The organism is Bradyrhizobium sp. UBA2491 (genome assembly GCF_002341725.1).
Classification (GTDB): Bacteria; Pseudomonadota; Alphaproteobacteria; order Rhizobiales; family Xanthobacteraceae; genus Bradyrhizobium.
The window spans coordinates 59,429-73,525 of record NZ_DDOP01000077.1; the positions used below are offsets into that span (position 1 = coordinate 59,429).

Below are 14,097 nucleotides of genomic sequence, written 5' to 3' on the forward strand. Positions count from 1 at the left end.
CTCTCCCCGCAAGCGGGGCGAGGTAAGAAAGTCAGAGCGCGCGCTTCAGCGGCTCGACGAGATCGGTCTTCTCCCAGGAGAAGCCGCCCTCATTGTCCGGCGTGCGGCCGAAATGGCCGTAGGCCGAGGTGCGCGCGTAGATCGGGCGGTTGAGATCGAGATGGGTGCGGATGCCACGCGGCGTCAGGTCCATCGCCTTCGCCGCCGCCCGCTCGAGCTCGTCCTCCGAGACCTTACCGGTGCCGTGGGTGTCGATGTAGATCGACAGCGGACGCGCCACGCCGATCGCGTAGGCGAGTTGCAGCGTGCAGCGGTCGGCAAGACCGGCCGCGACGATGTTCTTGGCAACGTAGCGCGCAGCGTAAGCAGCCGAGCGGTCGACCTTGGTCGGATCCTTGCCGGAGAACGCGCCGCCGCCATGCGGAGCCGCGCCGCCATAGGTGTCGACGATGATCTTGCGGCCGGTCAGGCCGGAATCGCCGTCGGGACCGCCGATGTAGAACTTGCCGGTCGGATTGATGTGCCAGATCGTCTTGCCGTTGATCCAGTCCTTCGGCAGCGCCTCGCGCACATAGGGCTCGACGATGTCGCGTATCTGGCTGGAGGTGAGGTCCTCGACCAGATGCTGATGCGAGACCACGATCTCGCGGACGCCGACCGGCTTGCCGTTCTCGTACTGCACGGTGACCTGGCTCTTGGAGTCCGGACCGAGCACCTTCTCCTTGCCGGAGTGGCGTGCTTCCGAGATCAGGCGCAGGATCTTGTGGGCATAGAAGATCGGCGCCGGCATCAGGTCGGGCGTCTCATTGGTGGCGTAGCCGAACATGATGCCCTGGTCGCCGGCACCCTCTTCCTTGACTTCGCCCGGCTGCAGCGCATCGACGCCCTGCGCGATGTCCGCCGACTGCGGATGCAGCAGGATCTCGATGTCGCAGGTCTTCCAGTGGAAGCCGTCCTGCTCGTAGCCGATGTCCTTGATCGCATCGCGGACGACGCTCTCGATGTGATCGTTGGTGACCGAGCTCGGGCCGCGGGTCTCGCCGGCGATCACCACCTTGTTGGTGGTCGCGAGCGTCTCGCAGGCGGCACGGATCTGCCACGGATCGATGCCGGCCTTCGGCCCTTCGCGGTAGAACAGATCGACGATCTCATCCGAGATGCGATCGCAGACTTTGTCCGGATGGCCTTCGGAGACCGACTCGCTGGTGAAGAGATAAGACGCGCGCATCAAGCAAACCCCTTGTTTCGTCGATGTCCGACGTTGGTTGGTGAATATGTCCCCGAAATGTCAGTCTCGTCGCCGCGAGATGACGTAGGATTCGTCGTAGAACCACAGCCCGTTGTGTTTGCGGAGAACCTCGCGTGTGGCCTCGAGAGCTCGTCCGTCTTCGGTCGTTTCGGTCAACCGCTCATCTTCGATCTGCGCGACATACACTGCCGCATTCCACGCGGCGAAGGCCGTCGAGGTTCCGATCGAGCCGGTCACCTCATTGGGCAGCGCCTCCATATCATAGCGGAAGATCGAACGGTTATCGGCATAGGCATTGAAGTTCAGCTCGCGGCCGGCCGAGCCCAGCTCGTATTTCACCGCGCGCAGTATCTCATGACGGCTGACGGCGAAAGGATTTTCTCCGGGCCAGACCGCTTGAATCATTTCAAGTCCGGGATCGCCGCCGTGGGAGTGGATTCCTATCAAGCGTCCTCCGCTGCGCAGCGCGCGCGCCAGCGGCGCGATGATCCGCTTGGCCCGGAAATTCACCGACGATTTTGCCCGGTAGGGCTGCGAGGCGATCACCAGATCGAAATTGGCCTCGGTCCGCCCGGCCCGCGGAATGATGGAGTCGAGCAGGAAGCGATGATCGTCCCGATACAGGACGAGCGCCACCGGCCGCTCATAGATCGGCATCGCGGTCCGGGGACTGAGATTGGCGCGCCAGTTCTGCTCCAGAAATGGGCCGAGCTCGGCGATCTGAGCCTCGAAATCGCCCGACGAGGCGCCGCGCAGGGCGACTTCGTGCCAGATCATCCCGGCCGCCGCCGTTGAATCTTTTGGCGTCAGCCAGGGCGCCTCGGCGTAGTACATGTTGGTGAACACGAAGACGCTCGCCGGGTGTTCGAACAGGCGGTCCGGGACCTTGTCGAGGGTCAGGCGGACGTCCTCCAGGCTCAATTCCTTGCCGGCGACATAGAACGGCATATGCGGGAAGCGGCCATGCATGGCGCGCAGGACCCGCGCCAGCACCGTGCCGTCGCCCATCCCGGCATCAAAAACCCGCAGCGCCGGCGGCCGCGGGTGGATCGCCGCCAGTTCCAGCGCGACCCGGTCGGCGATCACCCGCTTCTCGCTGCAAGTGTGCACGAACAGCAGATAGCGCTGGCGGTTCTCGAAGAAGCGGAAATTGCCCCGCGGATCGCGCTTTTCCGGCGGCACCACGAGGCCGCGCGGCGGTGCGACGCCGCCCGGGGTCGAGGTCGCAATGAAGGCGTTGATGCGATCCAGCGTGTCGATGGTGATGCGCTTGCCCTCGCGCAGCCGGTAAACCAGCTTGCCGTCATTGACCGCACGGCGGCCAAACGTCGTCTCCGCCATATCGGAACGGCGGCAGAACTCCGTGATCTGACTGAGGATTTCGTCGTTCTTCATAAGGCCTGGCGTGGCACCCGTGAGTGGGACAAAAGTGGGCAGGGCTAACGATCAGCAGCGTCTTATCACCGTTTTCCCACCAGTTGAACCCCCTCTACAGCCCGATCACCAAACATTCATGACCGCCACGCTGTTCGCCATCGCAGTGACAGCCTTACCCCGGGATGCCCGATGCGCCGCCTGCTCCTGATGCCTGCCCTGCTCGCCGCCCTGCTGTGGGCGGCACCCTGCCTCGCCCAAATGCGTTCCCAGCTCGGCCCACTCTGCACGACCGAGACGACCCCCGCCGACCAGATGATCGACGCCTGTAGCAAGATCATCGCGCTGAAGGTGTTTTCCGGTGAGAAGCTCGCGACCATCTATTTCTGGCGCGCGGTCGGCTGGAACAAGAAGGGCAACTATGCGCAGGTGATATCCGATGCCACCGAGGCGCTGCGCCTCAAGCCCGGCACCGCCGTCTACAATCTGCGCGGCTCGGCCTATTACGACAAAGGCGAGTACGACATCGCGATCGCCGACTTCGACGACGCACTGCGCCTCGGCCCGCCGAGCGGCATCATCTATCACAATCGCGGCAACGCCTATCGCGGCAAGGGCGACTACAGCAAGGCGATCGCCGACTACGACGCCGCGATCAAGATCGGACCGAAGTCGGCCTTCTCCTATCAGAACCGCGGCGCCTCGAAGCAGGCGCTCGGCGAGCTCGACGGCGCGCTCGCCGACATCAACGAGGCGATCAGGATCGATCCGACGTTGCCGCAGCCGCTGATCAGCCGCGCCGTGATCTGGCGCGCCAAGGGTGACATCGCGCGCGCGATCGCGGACACGTCGGAAGCGATCCGGCTCGCAAAGGCCAAAGCGCCCGCCAACATCATGACGCCGCCCGGCAGCGTCTTGATCTCGGCCTATGCCCAACGTGGCCTCGCCTATGAAGCCAACGGCGATGCTGCGCACGCCAAGGAAGACTACGCCGCCGTGCTCGAGGGCGTCGCCTCCGATGCCGGCAGCAAGGCCAACCAAGCCACCGCGAAAGTGCGGCTCGCACTGCTCAAGGAGGCCGATGCCGCTCCGCGCAAGACCGCAGCAGTGCCTGCCGCCGAGAGCAGGCCCGCTCCGGCACCACCGGCTTCCGCGGCCGCGCCGGCTCCATCCGCCGCACGCGAACAAGCCGCGACCACCGGCCGGCGCGTCGCGCTGGTGATCGGCAACGGCACCTATGCACATGTGAAGGCACTGCCCAACCCGCCGAACGACGCGCGCGCCATCGCCAGGAGCCTGCGCGAGATCGGCTTCACCGTCTCGGAAGGTCTCGATCTCGATCGCACCACGATGCAGCAGACGATCCATGACTTCCTGCGCGAGGCGGCGCGGTCGCAGATCGCGGTGGTGTATTACGCCGGCCATGGCGTGCAGGTCGACGGCCGCAACTACCTCGTGCCGGTCGATATCGAATTCAAGGCGGGCGCTCGCATGACCGACGCGATGGTCGACATGGATACGATCATGGCCGGCCTCGACGATCAGATCCGCACCAACATCCTGATCCTCGATGCCTGCCGCAACAATCCGATGGCGCCCCAGGTGGCCTCCGCAGGCCCGAGCCGCGGCATCGAGACAGGCTCCGGTCTTGCCGCGCCGGCCACGCTCGGATCAGGCTCGACGCTCGGAGCCGGCACGCTGATCGCATTCGCGACCGCGCCGGGCCAGGTCGCACTCGACGGCGAAGGCGCCAACAGTCCGTTCTCGGCGGCACTGTCGCGCCATGTCGGGACGCCCGGCCTCGAGGTGCAGCAGATGCTGACGCGGGTCCGCGCCGAGGTCGTCGCCGCGACCAAGGGCAAGCAGGTGCCATGGTCGAATTCCTCGCTGCTCGGCGAGGTCTATCTGGCGGAGAAATAAAGAAGCCCCTCACCCGTCATTGCGTGGAGCCAACGGGTCCGCGCGAAGTGCGGCCCGATGACAGGCTCCGCGACGAAGCAATCCGTTCTGTCTTCGCGGCAGATGGATTGCTTCGCTTCGCTCGCAATCACGAAACAGCTAGCCTACTTGCCCCACACCTCGTTCGCGACCTCGACGGCGAGCCGCAGCTTCGCCCACTGCTCTTCCTCGGAGAGGATGTTGCCCTCTTCGGTCGAGGCGAAGCCGCACTGCGGCGACAGCGCGAGCTGCTCGAGCGGAGCGAACTTCGCCGCCTCCTCCAGCCGCCGCTTGATCGCGTCCTTGGTCTCGAGCTCGCCGAACTTCGAGGTGATGACGCCGACCACCACGACCTTGTTGCCCTTGGGCAGGAAGCGCAGCGGCTCGAAACCGCCGGCACGGTCGGAATCATATTCGAGGAAATAGCCGTCGTAGTTGGTGCCGGCGAGCATGGTCTCGGCGACCGGCTCGTAGCCGCCGGACGAAATCCAGGTCGAACGGAAATTGCCGCGGCAGACATGGGTCGTGATCACCATGTCGGACGGCCGATCGGCGATCGCGTAGTTGATGACGCGCGCGTAGATTTCCTGCAAGCCGTCGGGATTGTCGCCGCGCTCCCGCGACTTCTGCAATTCCTCCTGCGAGCACAGATAGGCCCACACCGTGTCGTCGAATTGCAGGTAACGGCAGCCGGCATCGTAGAATGCCTTCACCGCCTTGCGATAGGTCTTGCCGAGGTCGAGATAGAATTCCTCGAGGTCGGGATAGACCTCCTTCGAGATCAGCTTGCGGCCGCCGCGGAAGTGCAGCACGGCCGGCGACGGGATCGTCATCTTCGGCGTGACGTGCGCCTGGTCGGCGTACTTCTTCAGGAACCTGAAATGATCGAGCATCGGGTGCTGATCGGAGAAATCGAGCTTGCCGATCACTCTGATGGCGTCGTGCCGGGTCTGCACGCCCGAGAACTGGATGCCCATGTCGGGATGGAACAGCTCGCAGCCGGTCAGATGACTGAGGAAGTCGAAGTGCCACCAGGAGCGACGGAACTCGCCGTCGGTCGCGAGCTTCAGGCCGACCGAGGCCTGCTTGTGCACGACCTTCTCGATCTCCATGTCCTCGACCTTGCGCAGTTCGTCGGCCGAGATCTCGCCCTTCTCGAGCCTGGCGCGGGCCTCCTTGATCTTCGGCGGCCGCAACAGGCTGCCGACCTCGTCGGCGCGGAACGGAGGCTTGGTTCGCTGCATGGTGAACTCCCTGGGGTCGTCAGTGTTTCTTGGTCCCGGCGACGCCGAGATGGCGCTCGAGGACGGAGGGATCGGTCTTCAGCGCGCTGCTTGCAGCATCGTGCACGATCGTGCCGCGTTCCAATATCACAACGCGGTCGGCGAGCCCCAGAATCTTTTGCGCGTTCTGCTCGACGATGATCGAGCAGATGCCGCCAGCGCGCGTGATGGTTCCGATCGCCTTTAACAATTCCTCAACGATGATCGGCGCCAGCCCTTCGGTCGGCTCGTCGAGCAGCAGCACTTTGGGGTTCAGCGTCAGCGCGCGGCCGATCGCCAGCATCTGCTGTTCGCCGCCCGACAACTGGTTGCCGAAATTGCCGCGCCGCTCCTTCAGCCGCGGAAACATCTCGTACACCCGCTCGACCGTCCACGGCCCGGGCTGCGCCACCGCGGTCATGTTCTCTTCCACCGTCAGCGAGCGGAAGATGTTGCGCTCCTGCGGCACCCAACCAATCCCGGCGCGAGCGCGCTGGTCGGGCCGCAACGCCGTGATGTCGTGGCCAGCGAGCGCGACGCTGCCGCCGAAACGCCTGGTGATGCCGACGATCGAGTTGATCAGCGTGGTCTTGCCGGTGCCGTTGCGTCCGAGCAGCGCGAGCACCTGACCCTCGGCCAGCGCCAGCGACATGTCGGGCAGCACCACCGCCTCGCCATATCCCGCGCGCAGGCCCTGGATCGAGAGCAGGTTAGGCATCGGCGGCCTCGCCGAGATAGACCGCCCGCACCTGCGGATCGCGCGCGACCTCGTCCGGTGCGCCCTCGGTGAGCAGGCCGCCATTGACCAGCACCGAGATGCGGTCGGCGAACGAGAACACCAGATCCATATCGTGCTCGATCAAGAGCACCGTGACCTCGCGCGGCAGTGCCGCAACCGCGGCCAGGATATCGTGGCGTTCGCTCTCGGGCACGCCGGCGGCGGGCTCGTCGAGCAGCAGCACGCGCGGCTTGGCGGCGATCGCGACCGCGATCTCGAGCAAGCGCTGCTTGCCGTAGGGCAATGTCGAGGTGAGCTCGGTCATGACGTCGAGCAGATGGAAGCGCGACAGGATCTCGGCGATCTCGGCGTTGATGTCGCTCCGCGTTCCCATCCGCCGCCACCAGTCGCCGCCGCGGCCCATCCGTTCGGAGACCGCAAGGCCGATGGTTTCGAGCGGGGTCAGGTCGGCATAGAGCTGGTTGATCTGGAAGGTGCGCGACAGCCCGCGCAGCACCCGCCTGTGCACGGACAGGCCGGTGATGTCGTGGCCTTCGAGCAGGATGCCGCCGCTGTTCGGCGTAAGCACGCCGGTGAGCTGGTTGATGACGGTGGTCTTGCCGGCGCCGTTCGGTCCGATCAGCGCATGGCGGGCGCCCTGCATCACCTTCAGCGAGAGGTCGCGGGTGACGCGCAGGCCCCCGAAGGACTTTTCGAGATTGCGGGTTTCCAGCGCGATCGTCATGACGCCTCGCTCTCGGGCACGGCGACGACGGCCTTGCGACCGGCGAATTGCCGGATGATCAGGTTCGGCACGAACAACACCCAGCGGTGGATCCGCGCGCGGCCGACCATCACGATCACCACCAGCACGAGGCCGATCCAGAACAGCCAGTATTGCGGGGTGATGCTCTGGAACAGTTCCTGCAACATCTTGAACACGACGGCGCCGATCAGGCCGCCATAGAGATAGCCGGTGCCGCCGATCACGAGCACCAGCATCAGGTCGGCGGAGCGCTCGAAGGCGAATACGTCGAGCGAGGCGAGCGCCGTGGTCTGGGTGAACAGCGCGCCGGCGATCCCGGCGTAGAACGCCGCCAACGTATAGACCGCGATCAGCCGGCGGTTGACCGGCACGCCGATCGCGGCCGCGCGCAGCGGATTGTTCCTGATCGCGCGCAGCGACAGGCCGAACGGCGAATGCACCACGCGGCGAGCCAGCAGGAAGAGGATGAACAGCACGATCAGCGAATAGAAGAACCCGGTCTTGCCGAACATGTCGAAGGCGAACAGGCCGAGGATCGGCTGCATCTCGATGCCCTGCAAGCCATCGGTGCCGCCGGTGATATCCGAGAAACGTTCGGCGAGCGCTTCCAGGAGCAGCGCAATGCCGAGCGTGACCATCAGCCGCGTCAGGTCGACGCCACGGATGACGAGGAAGCTGGTCACGAATCCGAGCGCCGCGGCGACCAGACCGGCGGCGACCAGCGCGATGACCGGCTCGTTGATGATGCCATGCAGCGCCAGCAAGCCGGCCGCATAGGCGCCGACGCCGAAGAATGCGGCATGGCCGAGCGAGACGATACCGGCGTAGCCAAGGATCAGGTCGAGCGACAGCGCGAACAGGCCGAGCCGCACGATGTCGGTCATGATCAGATAACGCGACGGGAACAGGAACGCGCAGGCGAGCGCCAGGATCCAGAAGGCGACCTCGCCGATCCGCCAGCGCGCGCTGGCCATCGCATGAGTGGAAACGTCTGAGAGCGCGGTCATGACGGTTTACCGCGCCGCGGTGCGGCCGAACAGACCGTTCGGGCGCCAGAGCAGGATCACGATCATCACCGTGTAGATCACGAAGGGGCCGACCTTGGGCACGTAATATTTGCCGGCGACGTCGGCGATGCCAAGGAGCAGCGATGCCAGGAATGGCCCTGTGATCGACGACGAGCCGCCGACCGTGACCACGATCAGGAAGTAGATCATGAACTTCAGCGGGAAATACGGATCGAGCCCGAGGATCTCCGCGCTCAGCGCGCCGCCGAGGCCGGCCAGACCGCAGCCGAAGGCGAAGGTGAAGGCGAATACCTGCGGCACGTTGATGCCGAGCCCGATCGCGGCGCGCGGATCGTCGACCGCAGCCCGCAGCCGGCTGCCGAACCGCGTCTTCGCCAGGATCAGTTGCAGCCCCAGCGTGAGCAGGCCGCAGATCACCACGATCATCAGCCGGTAGCGGCCGATGCCGACGCCGAACAGATCGATCTGGCCCTCCAGCGCCGCCGGCAGCTTGATGAAGACCCGCGACGATCCCATGATGTAGTCGACCGCGGCGACCGACATGAACACCAGGCCGATCGAGAACAGCACCTGGTCGAGATGGCTGCGGCTGTAGAGATGACGGTACAGCGTTCGTTCCAGCGCGATGCCGATCAGCGCGCTGCCGACAAAGGCCAGCGGCAAGGCTGCGAAGAACGGCCAGCCGGAATTATTCACCAGCACCGCGCAGATGTAGCCGCCGGCCATGGCGAAGGCGCCATGCGCGAGATTGACGAAATTCATTAGCCCGAGCGTCACCGCAAGCCCGCAGGCAAGCACGAACAGCAGCATGCCGTAGGCGACGCCGTCGAACAGATTGGTGAGGATAGAGGCCATCGGGTCAGATCAACCGAGAAGACGCAAAGGACACCACGTCGCGAATGTCGAAGGCTTGGTCATGGCCGGGCTCGTCCCGGCCATCCGTCTTCCCCACTCGCCACAGAGAAAGACGTGGATGCCCGGCACATCTGCGCGAAGACGCGCTTCGCGCTTTTGGCCGGGCATGACACAGCGGACGCGGCTCGCGCCGGACATGACGGCGACAGCGTCACTTCTTGGTCTTGCCGGAATCCTTGACCGCCTCGAAGGTCGCGAACTCGACGTTGTAGAGCTCGCCGTCGACCTTCTCGACCTTGCGGATGTAGATGTTCTGCACGATGTCGCGGGTCTCCGGATCGATCGAGATCGGGCCACGCGGACTCTCCCATTTCATGCCCTTCATGGCCTCGATCAGCTTGTCACCGTCGGTCGCGCCACCCGTCTTCTTCAGCGCCTCGTAGATCAGATGGATGCCGTCATAGCCGCTGACCGCCATGAAGCCCGGGCGGTTGCCGAACGCCTTCTTGTAGGCGGCGACGAAGTCCTTGTTCATCTGCGAGGGATGTGCCGCCGAATACAGATGCGCGGTCACCGCGCCGAGCGCGGCATCGCCCATGTTGTTGAGCAGATCGTCGTCCATCACGTCGCCGGGCCCGATCACCTTGATGCCGCTCTTGTCGAGCCCGCGCTCGGCATATTGCTTCATGAAGTTGCCGCCCTGCCCGGCCGGCACGAACACGAACATCGCATCGGGCTTGGCATCCTTCATGCGCTGCAGGAACGGCGCGAAGTCGGGATTGGCGAGCGGGACCTTGACCTCTTCCACGATCTCGCCGCCGCCGGCGGTGAAGTGCTGCTTGAAGAAGGTCAGCGCGTCATTGCCCGGCGCGTAGTCGGAGGTCAGCGTCGCGACCTTCTTGATGCCGTTCTTGACCGCCCAGTCACCGATGATGGTGGAGGACTGCGCCAGCGTGAAGCTGGTGCGCACGATATAGGGCGAGCGCTCGGTGATAATCGAGGTGCCGGCCGCCATCACGACTTCCGGGATCTTGGCCTGGGTCGCCAGCGGCGCCGCCGCCAGCGCCGCCGGCGTCACGCCGAAGCCGGCGATGAAATTGACCTTGTCGTTGACGATCAGTTCCTGCGCCAGCCGCTTGGTGTTGTCGGGCATCGCGGCGTCATCCTTCAGGATGACCTCGATCTTCTTGCCGGCGACGGTATCGCCCTTCTGCTGCATGTAGAGCTTGATGGCGTTATCGATCTGCTTGCCGGTCGACGCCTGGCCGCCGGTCATCGGCAGGATCAGGCCGATCTTGACGGTGTCCTCGGCCCGCGCCGGCACGCTGGCGCACACTCCCGGAAGCACGACCGCAGCCGCGCCCCACAGCAACATTTTGCGACGATTGAACATCGACATCCCTCCCCATTCCGATCTTCTGTCCCGAGCCGAGTCCCCGGCCCTTGTCTTAGCTTGACCCAAGCATGTCACGGCCAGGGCGCAACGCGACAAGGCGTCTCGCCGTGTCCTCTGTCAATCGGACGATCGGCGTGTATCGTGCAACACGATCGGCTCGCGCCATAAATACAGGTATTAAAATACCAATATATCGCCAACGAACTCGATCCCTATGCGCGAACCGATCACTCAGACTCAATTGCCTCGCCGCTTCATTTGTACGATCGTACAAATGAAGCGGCGATGTCAACAAACAAGCACAATTGCAGCCGAACGGTCGCACCGACGATCATCATCCATAAAGACCACGGCTGTACCCTGCCTCCAATGCCGACTGTCCCGCGCCCCACCGCCATCCTCATCGCCCTCACGCTCGCGGCCTGCGCGCTCGGGGGGTGCAGCACCATGAACCAGAAGCTCTCGGCCGGAATGGCCGATTACATCCCAACCTGGGCCGGAGGCCTGCCCGCGGACGCGCCGCCGCGGCAAGGCACCCCTGAATATGACAAGTTCATGCAGGAGCGGGAACGCAAGCGCCTGATGCCCGCGGCCGAGCGCGGCGACGACGCCAAGCCTGCAACAGCACCGCAGGATGCTGCTCATTGACGGCCTAGTCCGACGTATCCTCGCTGAGGATTTCGCCGCGGTATCCGTACTCCACCATGTGCACGGTGACGTAGTCGTCGCCGATGAACACAACACCGTAGGACTCCGGGAGATCGGCGACGGTCAACACCTCGGCGAATACCGGATAGCTCGCGTGGTTCGTCCCGCGCAGCGAGGTGGTGGGAACACCGGCGACCGAACCACTCAGCACCATGTGGCAGTGGCCGAAGAAGATATGCCTGATCTTGCCGCGGTGCCTTGCGACGATTGACCGGAACGCGCGATCGTCGAGCAGGCCAATCCGGTCCACCGGGGCGATATGCGTCGGAAACGGGTTGTGGTGCATGAACAGGAAGAACGGACCGTCATGCTCCGATAGCTGCCGCTCCAGCCAGGCCTGCCGGATCTCGCAAAAGCTGCCGGCAGCCGTCTGCGGCTCGTAGGTGTCGAGCAGCAGGCAGCGGCCGAACGAGGCATCGTGGACGCCCTGCACGAACCCGTCCGCGTCGGCGCATTCGGGAAACACGCCGAGAAACGTCTCGCGATGGTCGTGGTTGCCGATACAGAGCCGCACCGGGATCGGAAATCCGCTCAAGCGCTCGCGCAGCAGGTGATAGTCCGCGGGCTCGCCGCGATCGGAAAGATCACCCGAGATCACCATCAGTTCGGCGTCGCGATGATCGGCAAGCACGCACTCCAGTGCGCGATCGAAATTGTGCAGGGGATCGCGGCCGAAGATCGCCCTCCCCGGCGTCGTCAGATGGATGTCGCTCATATGGATGAGTTTCATGCAGCGCCTCGATGCAGGGCGACACCATGGACGTCAAAGCGCGGTAGCCGGGTGATGCGCGGATCAGTCCACGAACACCACGGTCTTGCGCCCGTTCAGGATGACGCGGTCGGCGAGATGATAGCGGATCGCCCGCGCCAGCACGCGGCGCTCGATGTCGCGGCCCTTGCGGACGAGATCCTCGGGCGTGTCGCGATGGCTGATGCGCTCGACGTCCTGGTCGATGATCGGTCCCTCGTCGAGATCGCTGGTGACGTAATGCGCCGTGGCGCCGATCAGCTTGACGCCGCGCTCATGGGCCTGGTGGTAGGGCTTGGCGCCCTTGAAGCCGGGCAGGAAGGAATGGTGGATGTTGATGCAGCGGCCCGACAGCCGCGCCGACATCTCGTCAGACAATATCTGCATGTAGCGGGCCAGCACCACGAGATCGGTGTTGGTGTCCTGGGCCAGTTGCCACACCGCGTCTTCCTGCTGCCGCTTGGTCTCTTTCGTGACCGGCAGATGATGGAACGGGATATCGCCGAAATCGAGCGAGCCATAGGTTTCGCGCGGATGGTTGGAGACGATGGCGGTCGGGATCATCTCGAGTTCGCCGGTACGCCAGCGATACAGGATATCGACCAGGCAATGATCCGACTTGGACACCAGCAGCATCACCCGGCGCCGGCTGGCGCGGTCGCGCATCTGCCAATCCATGCCGAAACGTTCGGCGATCGCGGCAAAGCCGGTCTGCAGCGCCGGCAACCCGACCGCGAGGTCCGCCGCGGTGAACACCACGCGCATGAAGAACTTGCCGGTCTCGGTGTCGTTGAACTGCTGGGCGTCCAGGATGTTCTGCCCGTTATGCGCGAGGAACGTCGAGACCGCGGAGACGATCCCCGGCCGATCAGCACAGGACAGGGTCAGGACGAATTGATGGTCGGGCATGCGAAATTGACCAGAAAATGAGCAGGAACGGGGAACGATGATTTCGGCCTCCGTCTATCACCGCCAGCGGCCTTGCGCCAATCCCGGCGCGCGGGTCAAATCGACCAAATGACGACAATGTTTGTTAAGGACCATCATGGCTGACCGGCTGAACGGCTATCGCATCCTGATCCTCGAAACCCGCGAGGAAGCGCAATTTTCACGCCTGCTGACCGAGCAGGGTGCCGATGTCCTGCAATGTCCGATGTTCACCATCCATGACGCGCCGGACCCGGCGCCGATCGAGGCCTGGATCCGCCGCGCCATCGAACGGCCGCTCGACGACCTCGTGCTGATGACCGGTGAGGGCCTGCGCCGGCTGATGAAAATCGTGCGCCGGCTCGGGGTCGAGGCGGATTTCGTCACGAGCCTTGGCAAGACGCGCAAATTCGCCCGCGGGCCGAAGCCCGGCCGGGCGCTGCGCGAGATCGGGCTGGAGCCGCAGATGACGACCGAGAAGCCGACCTCGGAAGGCGTCGCCGAAATGCTGGCGAAGCTCGCGCTGTCCGGCCATCGCCTCGGGCTACAGCTCTATCCGGACAAGGATCACGCCATCCTGATCGGCGCGATCAAGGCGCAGGGCGCCGAGGTCGATCCAGTGCTGCCCTACGTCTATGACGCGCAGGCCGCCGACGCCAACATCGTCACCGCGATCGAGGAGATGGCGCACGGCCGCATCGACGCCATCGCGCTGTCGAGTTCCGGCCAGGTTCGCCGCCTGATCGAGGTGGCGCAGGCGCACCGATGCGAGGCGCAATTGCGCGAGGGCCTGGAGCGCACACCGATCGCCTCCGTCGGGCCCGTGGTCTCGGACGAATTGAAAGCCTATGGGCTGCGCACCGACATCTATCCGGCGAACGATGCGTTCTTCATGAAGCCGCTGATCTCGGCAATGGCGACCGCGCTGGCGAAGGCCCCGCCGCGGATGGCCAAGTAGCCGCAACAGGCGTCATTGCGAGGCGCGAAGCGACGAAGCAATCCACCTCTCAGCGAACGGCGCGATGGATTGCTTCACGTCGCTCGCATGACGGTGAGGAGCGATCTGCACCCTATTCCGCCGCCTGCCGGGTTTCGCTCAGATAGGCCTGGTACGCGAGCTTGATGCCG

At 64.6% G+C, this 14,097-nt stretch carries 13 protein-coding genes; 3 read left to right on the plus strand and 10 right to left on the minus strand.

The features are described 5' to 3' along the window. Window positions 1-31 precede the first annotated feature (31 nt). The gene (gene metK, locus B2W55_RS25285; protein WP_024585079.1) at window positions 32-1,228 is read right to left on the minus strand and encodes a methionine adenosyltransferase; all 1,197 of its coding nucleotides are present in this window, start codon (window positions 1,226-1,228) and stop codon (window positions 32-34) included. A 60-nt stretch (window positions 1,229-1,288) separates the two neighbouring features. Next, window positions 1,289-2,644 carry a hypothetical protein gene (locus B2W55_RS25290; RefSeq protein ID WP_024585080.1) on the minus strand — a complete coding sequence of 452 codons (1,356 nt, stop codon included), beginning with the start codon at window positions 2,642-2,644 and terminating at the stop codon, window positions 1,289-1,291. 171 nt (window positions 2,645-2,815) lie between these two features. Between B2W55_RS25290 and B2W55_RS25295 the strand changes: the two genes are divergently transcribed. Further along, window positions 2,816-4,543 (plus strand): caspase family protein, encoded by a 1,728-nt coding sequence (locus tag B2W55_RS25295; RefSeq protein WP_024585081.1) that lies wholly within the window; start codon window positions 2,816-2,818, stop codon window positions 4,541-4,543. Between the two features lie 143 nt (window positions 4,544-4,686). On the opposite strand, the gene B2W55_RS25300 is transcribed toward B2W55_RS25295, so the two are convergent. The 6 genes from B2W55_RS25300 to B2W55_RS25325 all read right to left on the minus strand — a co-directional run bounded on the left by B2W55_RS25300 (window position 4,687) and on the right by B2W55_RS25325 (window position 10,583). Continuing rightward, the gene (locus tag B2W55_RS25300; RefSeq protein WP_024585082.1) at window positions 4,687-5,805 is read right to left on the minus strand and encodes a cobalamin-independent methionine synthase II family protein; all 1,119 of its coding nucleotides are present in this window, start codon (window positions 5,803-5,805) and stop codon (window positions 4,687-4,689) included. Between the two features lie 19 nt (window positions 5,806-5,824). Next, complete coding sequence (locus tag B2W55_RS25305; RefSeq protein ID WP_024585083.1) at window positions 5,825-6,541, minus strand: ABC transporter ATP-binding protein; 717 nt, start codon at window positions 6,539-6,541, stop codon at window positions 5,825-5,827. Beyond that, complete coding sequence (locus B2W55_RS25310; RefSeq protein WP_024585084.1) at window positions 6,534-7,286, minus strand: ABC transporter ATP-binding protein; 753 nt, start codon at window positions 7,284-7,286, stop codon at window positions 6,534-6,536. Before B2W55_RS25310 ends, B2W55_RS25305 begins: the two co-directional genes overlap by 8 nt. Continuing rightward, window positions 7,283-8,314, minus strand: coding sequence for a branched-chain amino acid ABC transporter permease (locus B2W55_RS25315; protein ID WP_024585085.1), 1,032 nt, complete (start codon window positions 8,312-8,314; stop codon window positions 7,283-7,285). Before B2W55_RS25315 ends, B2W55_RS25310 begins: the two co-directional genes overlap by 4 nt. 6 nt (window positions 8,315-8,320) lie before the next feature. After that, window positions 8,321-9,190, minus strand: a complete 870-nt coding sequence (locus B2W55_RS25320) for a branched-chain amino acid ABC transporter permease (protein ID WP_024585086.1) — start codon at window positions 9,188-9,190, stop codon at window positions 8,321-8,323. Window positions 9,191-9,401: 211 nt separating this feature from the next. After that, on the minus strand, window positions 9,402-10,583 hold the full coding sequence (locus B2W55_RS25325) for an ABC transporter substrate-binding protein (protein ID WP_024585087.1): 1,182 nt from the start codon (window positions 10,581-10,583) through the stop codon (window positions 9,402-9,404). A 372-nt stretch (window positions 10,584-10,955) separates the two neighbouring features. On the opposite strand from B2W55_RS25325, the gene B2W55_RS25330 reads away from it, so the two are divergent. Beyond that, window positions 10,956-11,234, plus strand: coding sequence for a hypothetical protein (locus B2W55_RS25330; RefSeq protein ID WP_035637362.1), 279 nt, complete (start codon window positions 10,956-10,958; stop codon window positions 11,232-11,234). A gap of 4 nt (window positions 11,235-11,238) precedes the next feature. Here B2W55_RS25330 and B2W55_RS25335 read toward each other — a convergent pair whose 3' ends face one another. Both B2W55_RS25335 and purU read right to left on the minus strand, forming a co-directional pair. Further along, window positions 11,239-12,024 carry a phosphodiesterase gene (locus tag B2W55_RS25335; RefSeq protein WP_024585089.1) on the minus strand — a complete coding sequence of 262 codons (786 nt, stop codon included), beginning with the start codon at window positions 12,022-12,024 and terminating at the stop codon, window positions 11,239-11,241. Between the two features lie 63 nt (window positions 12,025-12,087). Beyond that, window positions 12,088-12,951, minus strand: coding sequence for a formyltetrahydrofolate deformylase (gene purU / locus B2W55_RS25340; protein WP_024585090.1), 864 nt, complete (start codon window positions 12,949-12,951; stop codon window positions 12,088-12,090). A 136-nt stretch (window positions 12,952-13,087) separates the two neighbouring features. Here purU and B2W55_RS25345 point away from each other — a divergent pair, with 136 nt between their 5' ends. Beyond that, window positions 13,088-13,927 carry a uroporphyrinogen-III synthase gene (locus tag B2W55_RS25345; protein ID WP_024585091.1) on the plus strand — a complete coding sequence of 280 codons (840 nt, stop codon included), beginning with the start codon at window positions 13,088-13,090 and terminating at the stop codon, window positions 13,925-13,927. Window positions 13,928-14,097: the final 170 nt, after the last annotated feature.

What these genes read in the sequence shown, in the direction of transcription:
- B2W55_RS25295 (WP_024585081.1), top strand. Translation starts at nt 2,816, where the DNA reads ATGCGCCGCCTGCTCCTGATGCCTGCCCTGCTCGCCGCCCTGCTGTGG.
- B2W55_RS25290 (WP_024585080.1), bottom strand. Translation starts at nt 2,644, where the DNA reads ATGAAGAACGACGAAATCCTCAGTCAGATCACGGAGTTCTGCCGCCGT.
- B2W55_RS25305 (WP_024585083.1), bottom strand. Translation starts at nt 6,541, where the DNA reads ATGCCTAACCTGCTCTCGATCCAGGGCCTGCGCGCGGGATATGGCGAG.
- B2W55_RS25300 (WP_024585082.1), bottom strand. Translation starts at nt 5,805, where the DNA reads ATGCAGCGAACCAAGCCTCCGTTCCGCGCCGACGAGGTCGGCAGCCTG.
- metK (WP_024585079.1), bottom strand. Translation starts at nt 1,228, where the DNA reads ATGCGCGCGTCTTATCTCTTCACCAGCGAGTCGGTCTCCGAAGGCCAT.
- B2W55_RS25320 (WP_024585086.1), bottom strand. Translation starts at nt 9,190, where the DNA reads ATGGCCTCTATCCTCACCAATCTGTTCGACGGCGTCGCCTACGGCATG.
- B2W55_RS25325 (WP_024585087.1), bottom strand. Translation starts at nt 10,583, where the DNA reads ATGTTCAATCGTCGCAAAATGTTGCTGTGGGGCGCGGCTGCGGTCGTG.
- B2W55_RS25345 (WP_024585091.1), top strand. Translation starts at nt 13,088, where the DNA reads ATGGCTGACCGGCTGAACGGCTATCGCATCCTGATCCTCGAAACCCGC.
- purU (WP_024585090.1), bottom strand. Translation starts at nt 12,951, where the DNA reads ATGCCCGACCATCAATTCGTCCTGACCCTGTCCTGTGCTGATCGGCCG.
- B2W55_RS25310 (WP_024585084.1), bottom strand. Translation starts at nt 7,286, where the DNA reads ATGACGATCGCGCTGGAAACCCGCAATCTCGAAAAGTCCTTCGGGGGC.
- B2W55_RS25335 (WP_024585089.1), bottom strand. Translation starts at nt 12,024, where the DNA reads ATGAAACTCATCCATATGAGCGACATCCATCTGACGACGCCGGGGAGG.
- B2W55_RS25315 (WP_024585085.1), bottom strand. Translation starts at nt 8,314, where the DNA reads ATGACCGCGCTCTCAGACGTTTCCACTCATGCGATGGCCAGCGCGCGC.
- B2W55_RS25330 (WP_035637362.1), top strand. Translation starts at nt 10,956, where the DNA reads ATGCCGACTGTCCCGCGCCCCACCGCCATCCTCATCGCCCTCACGCTC.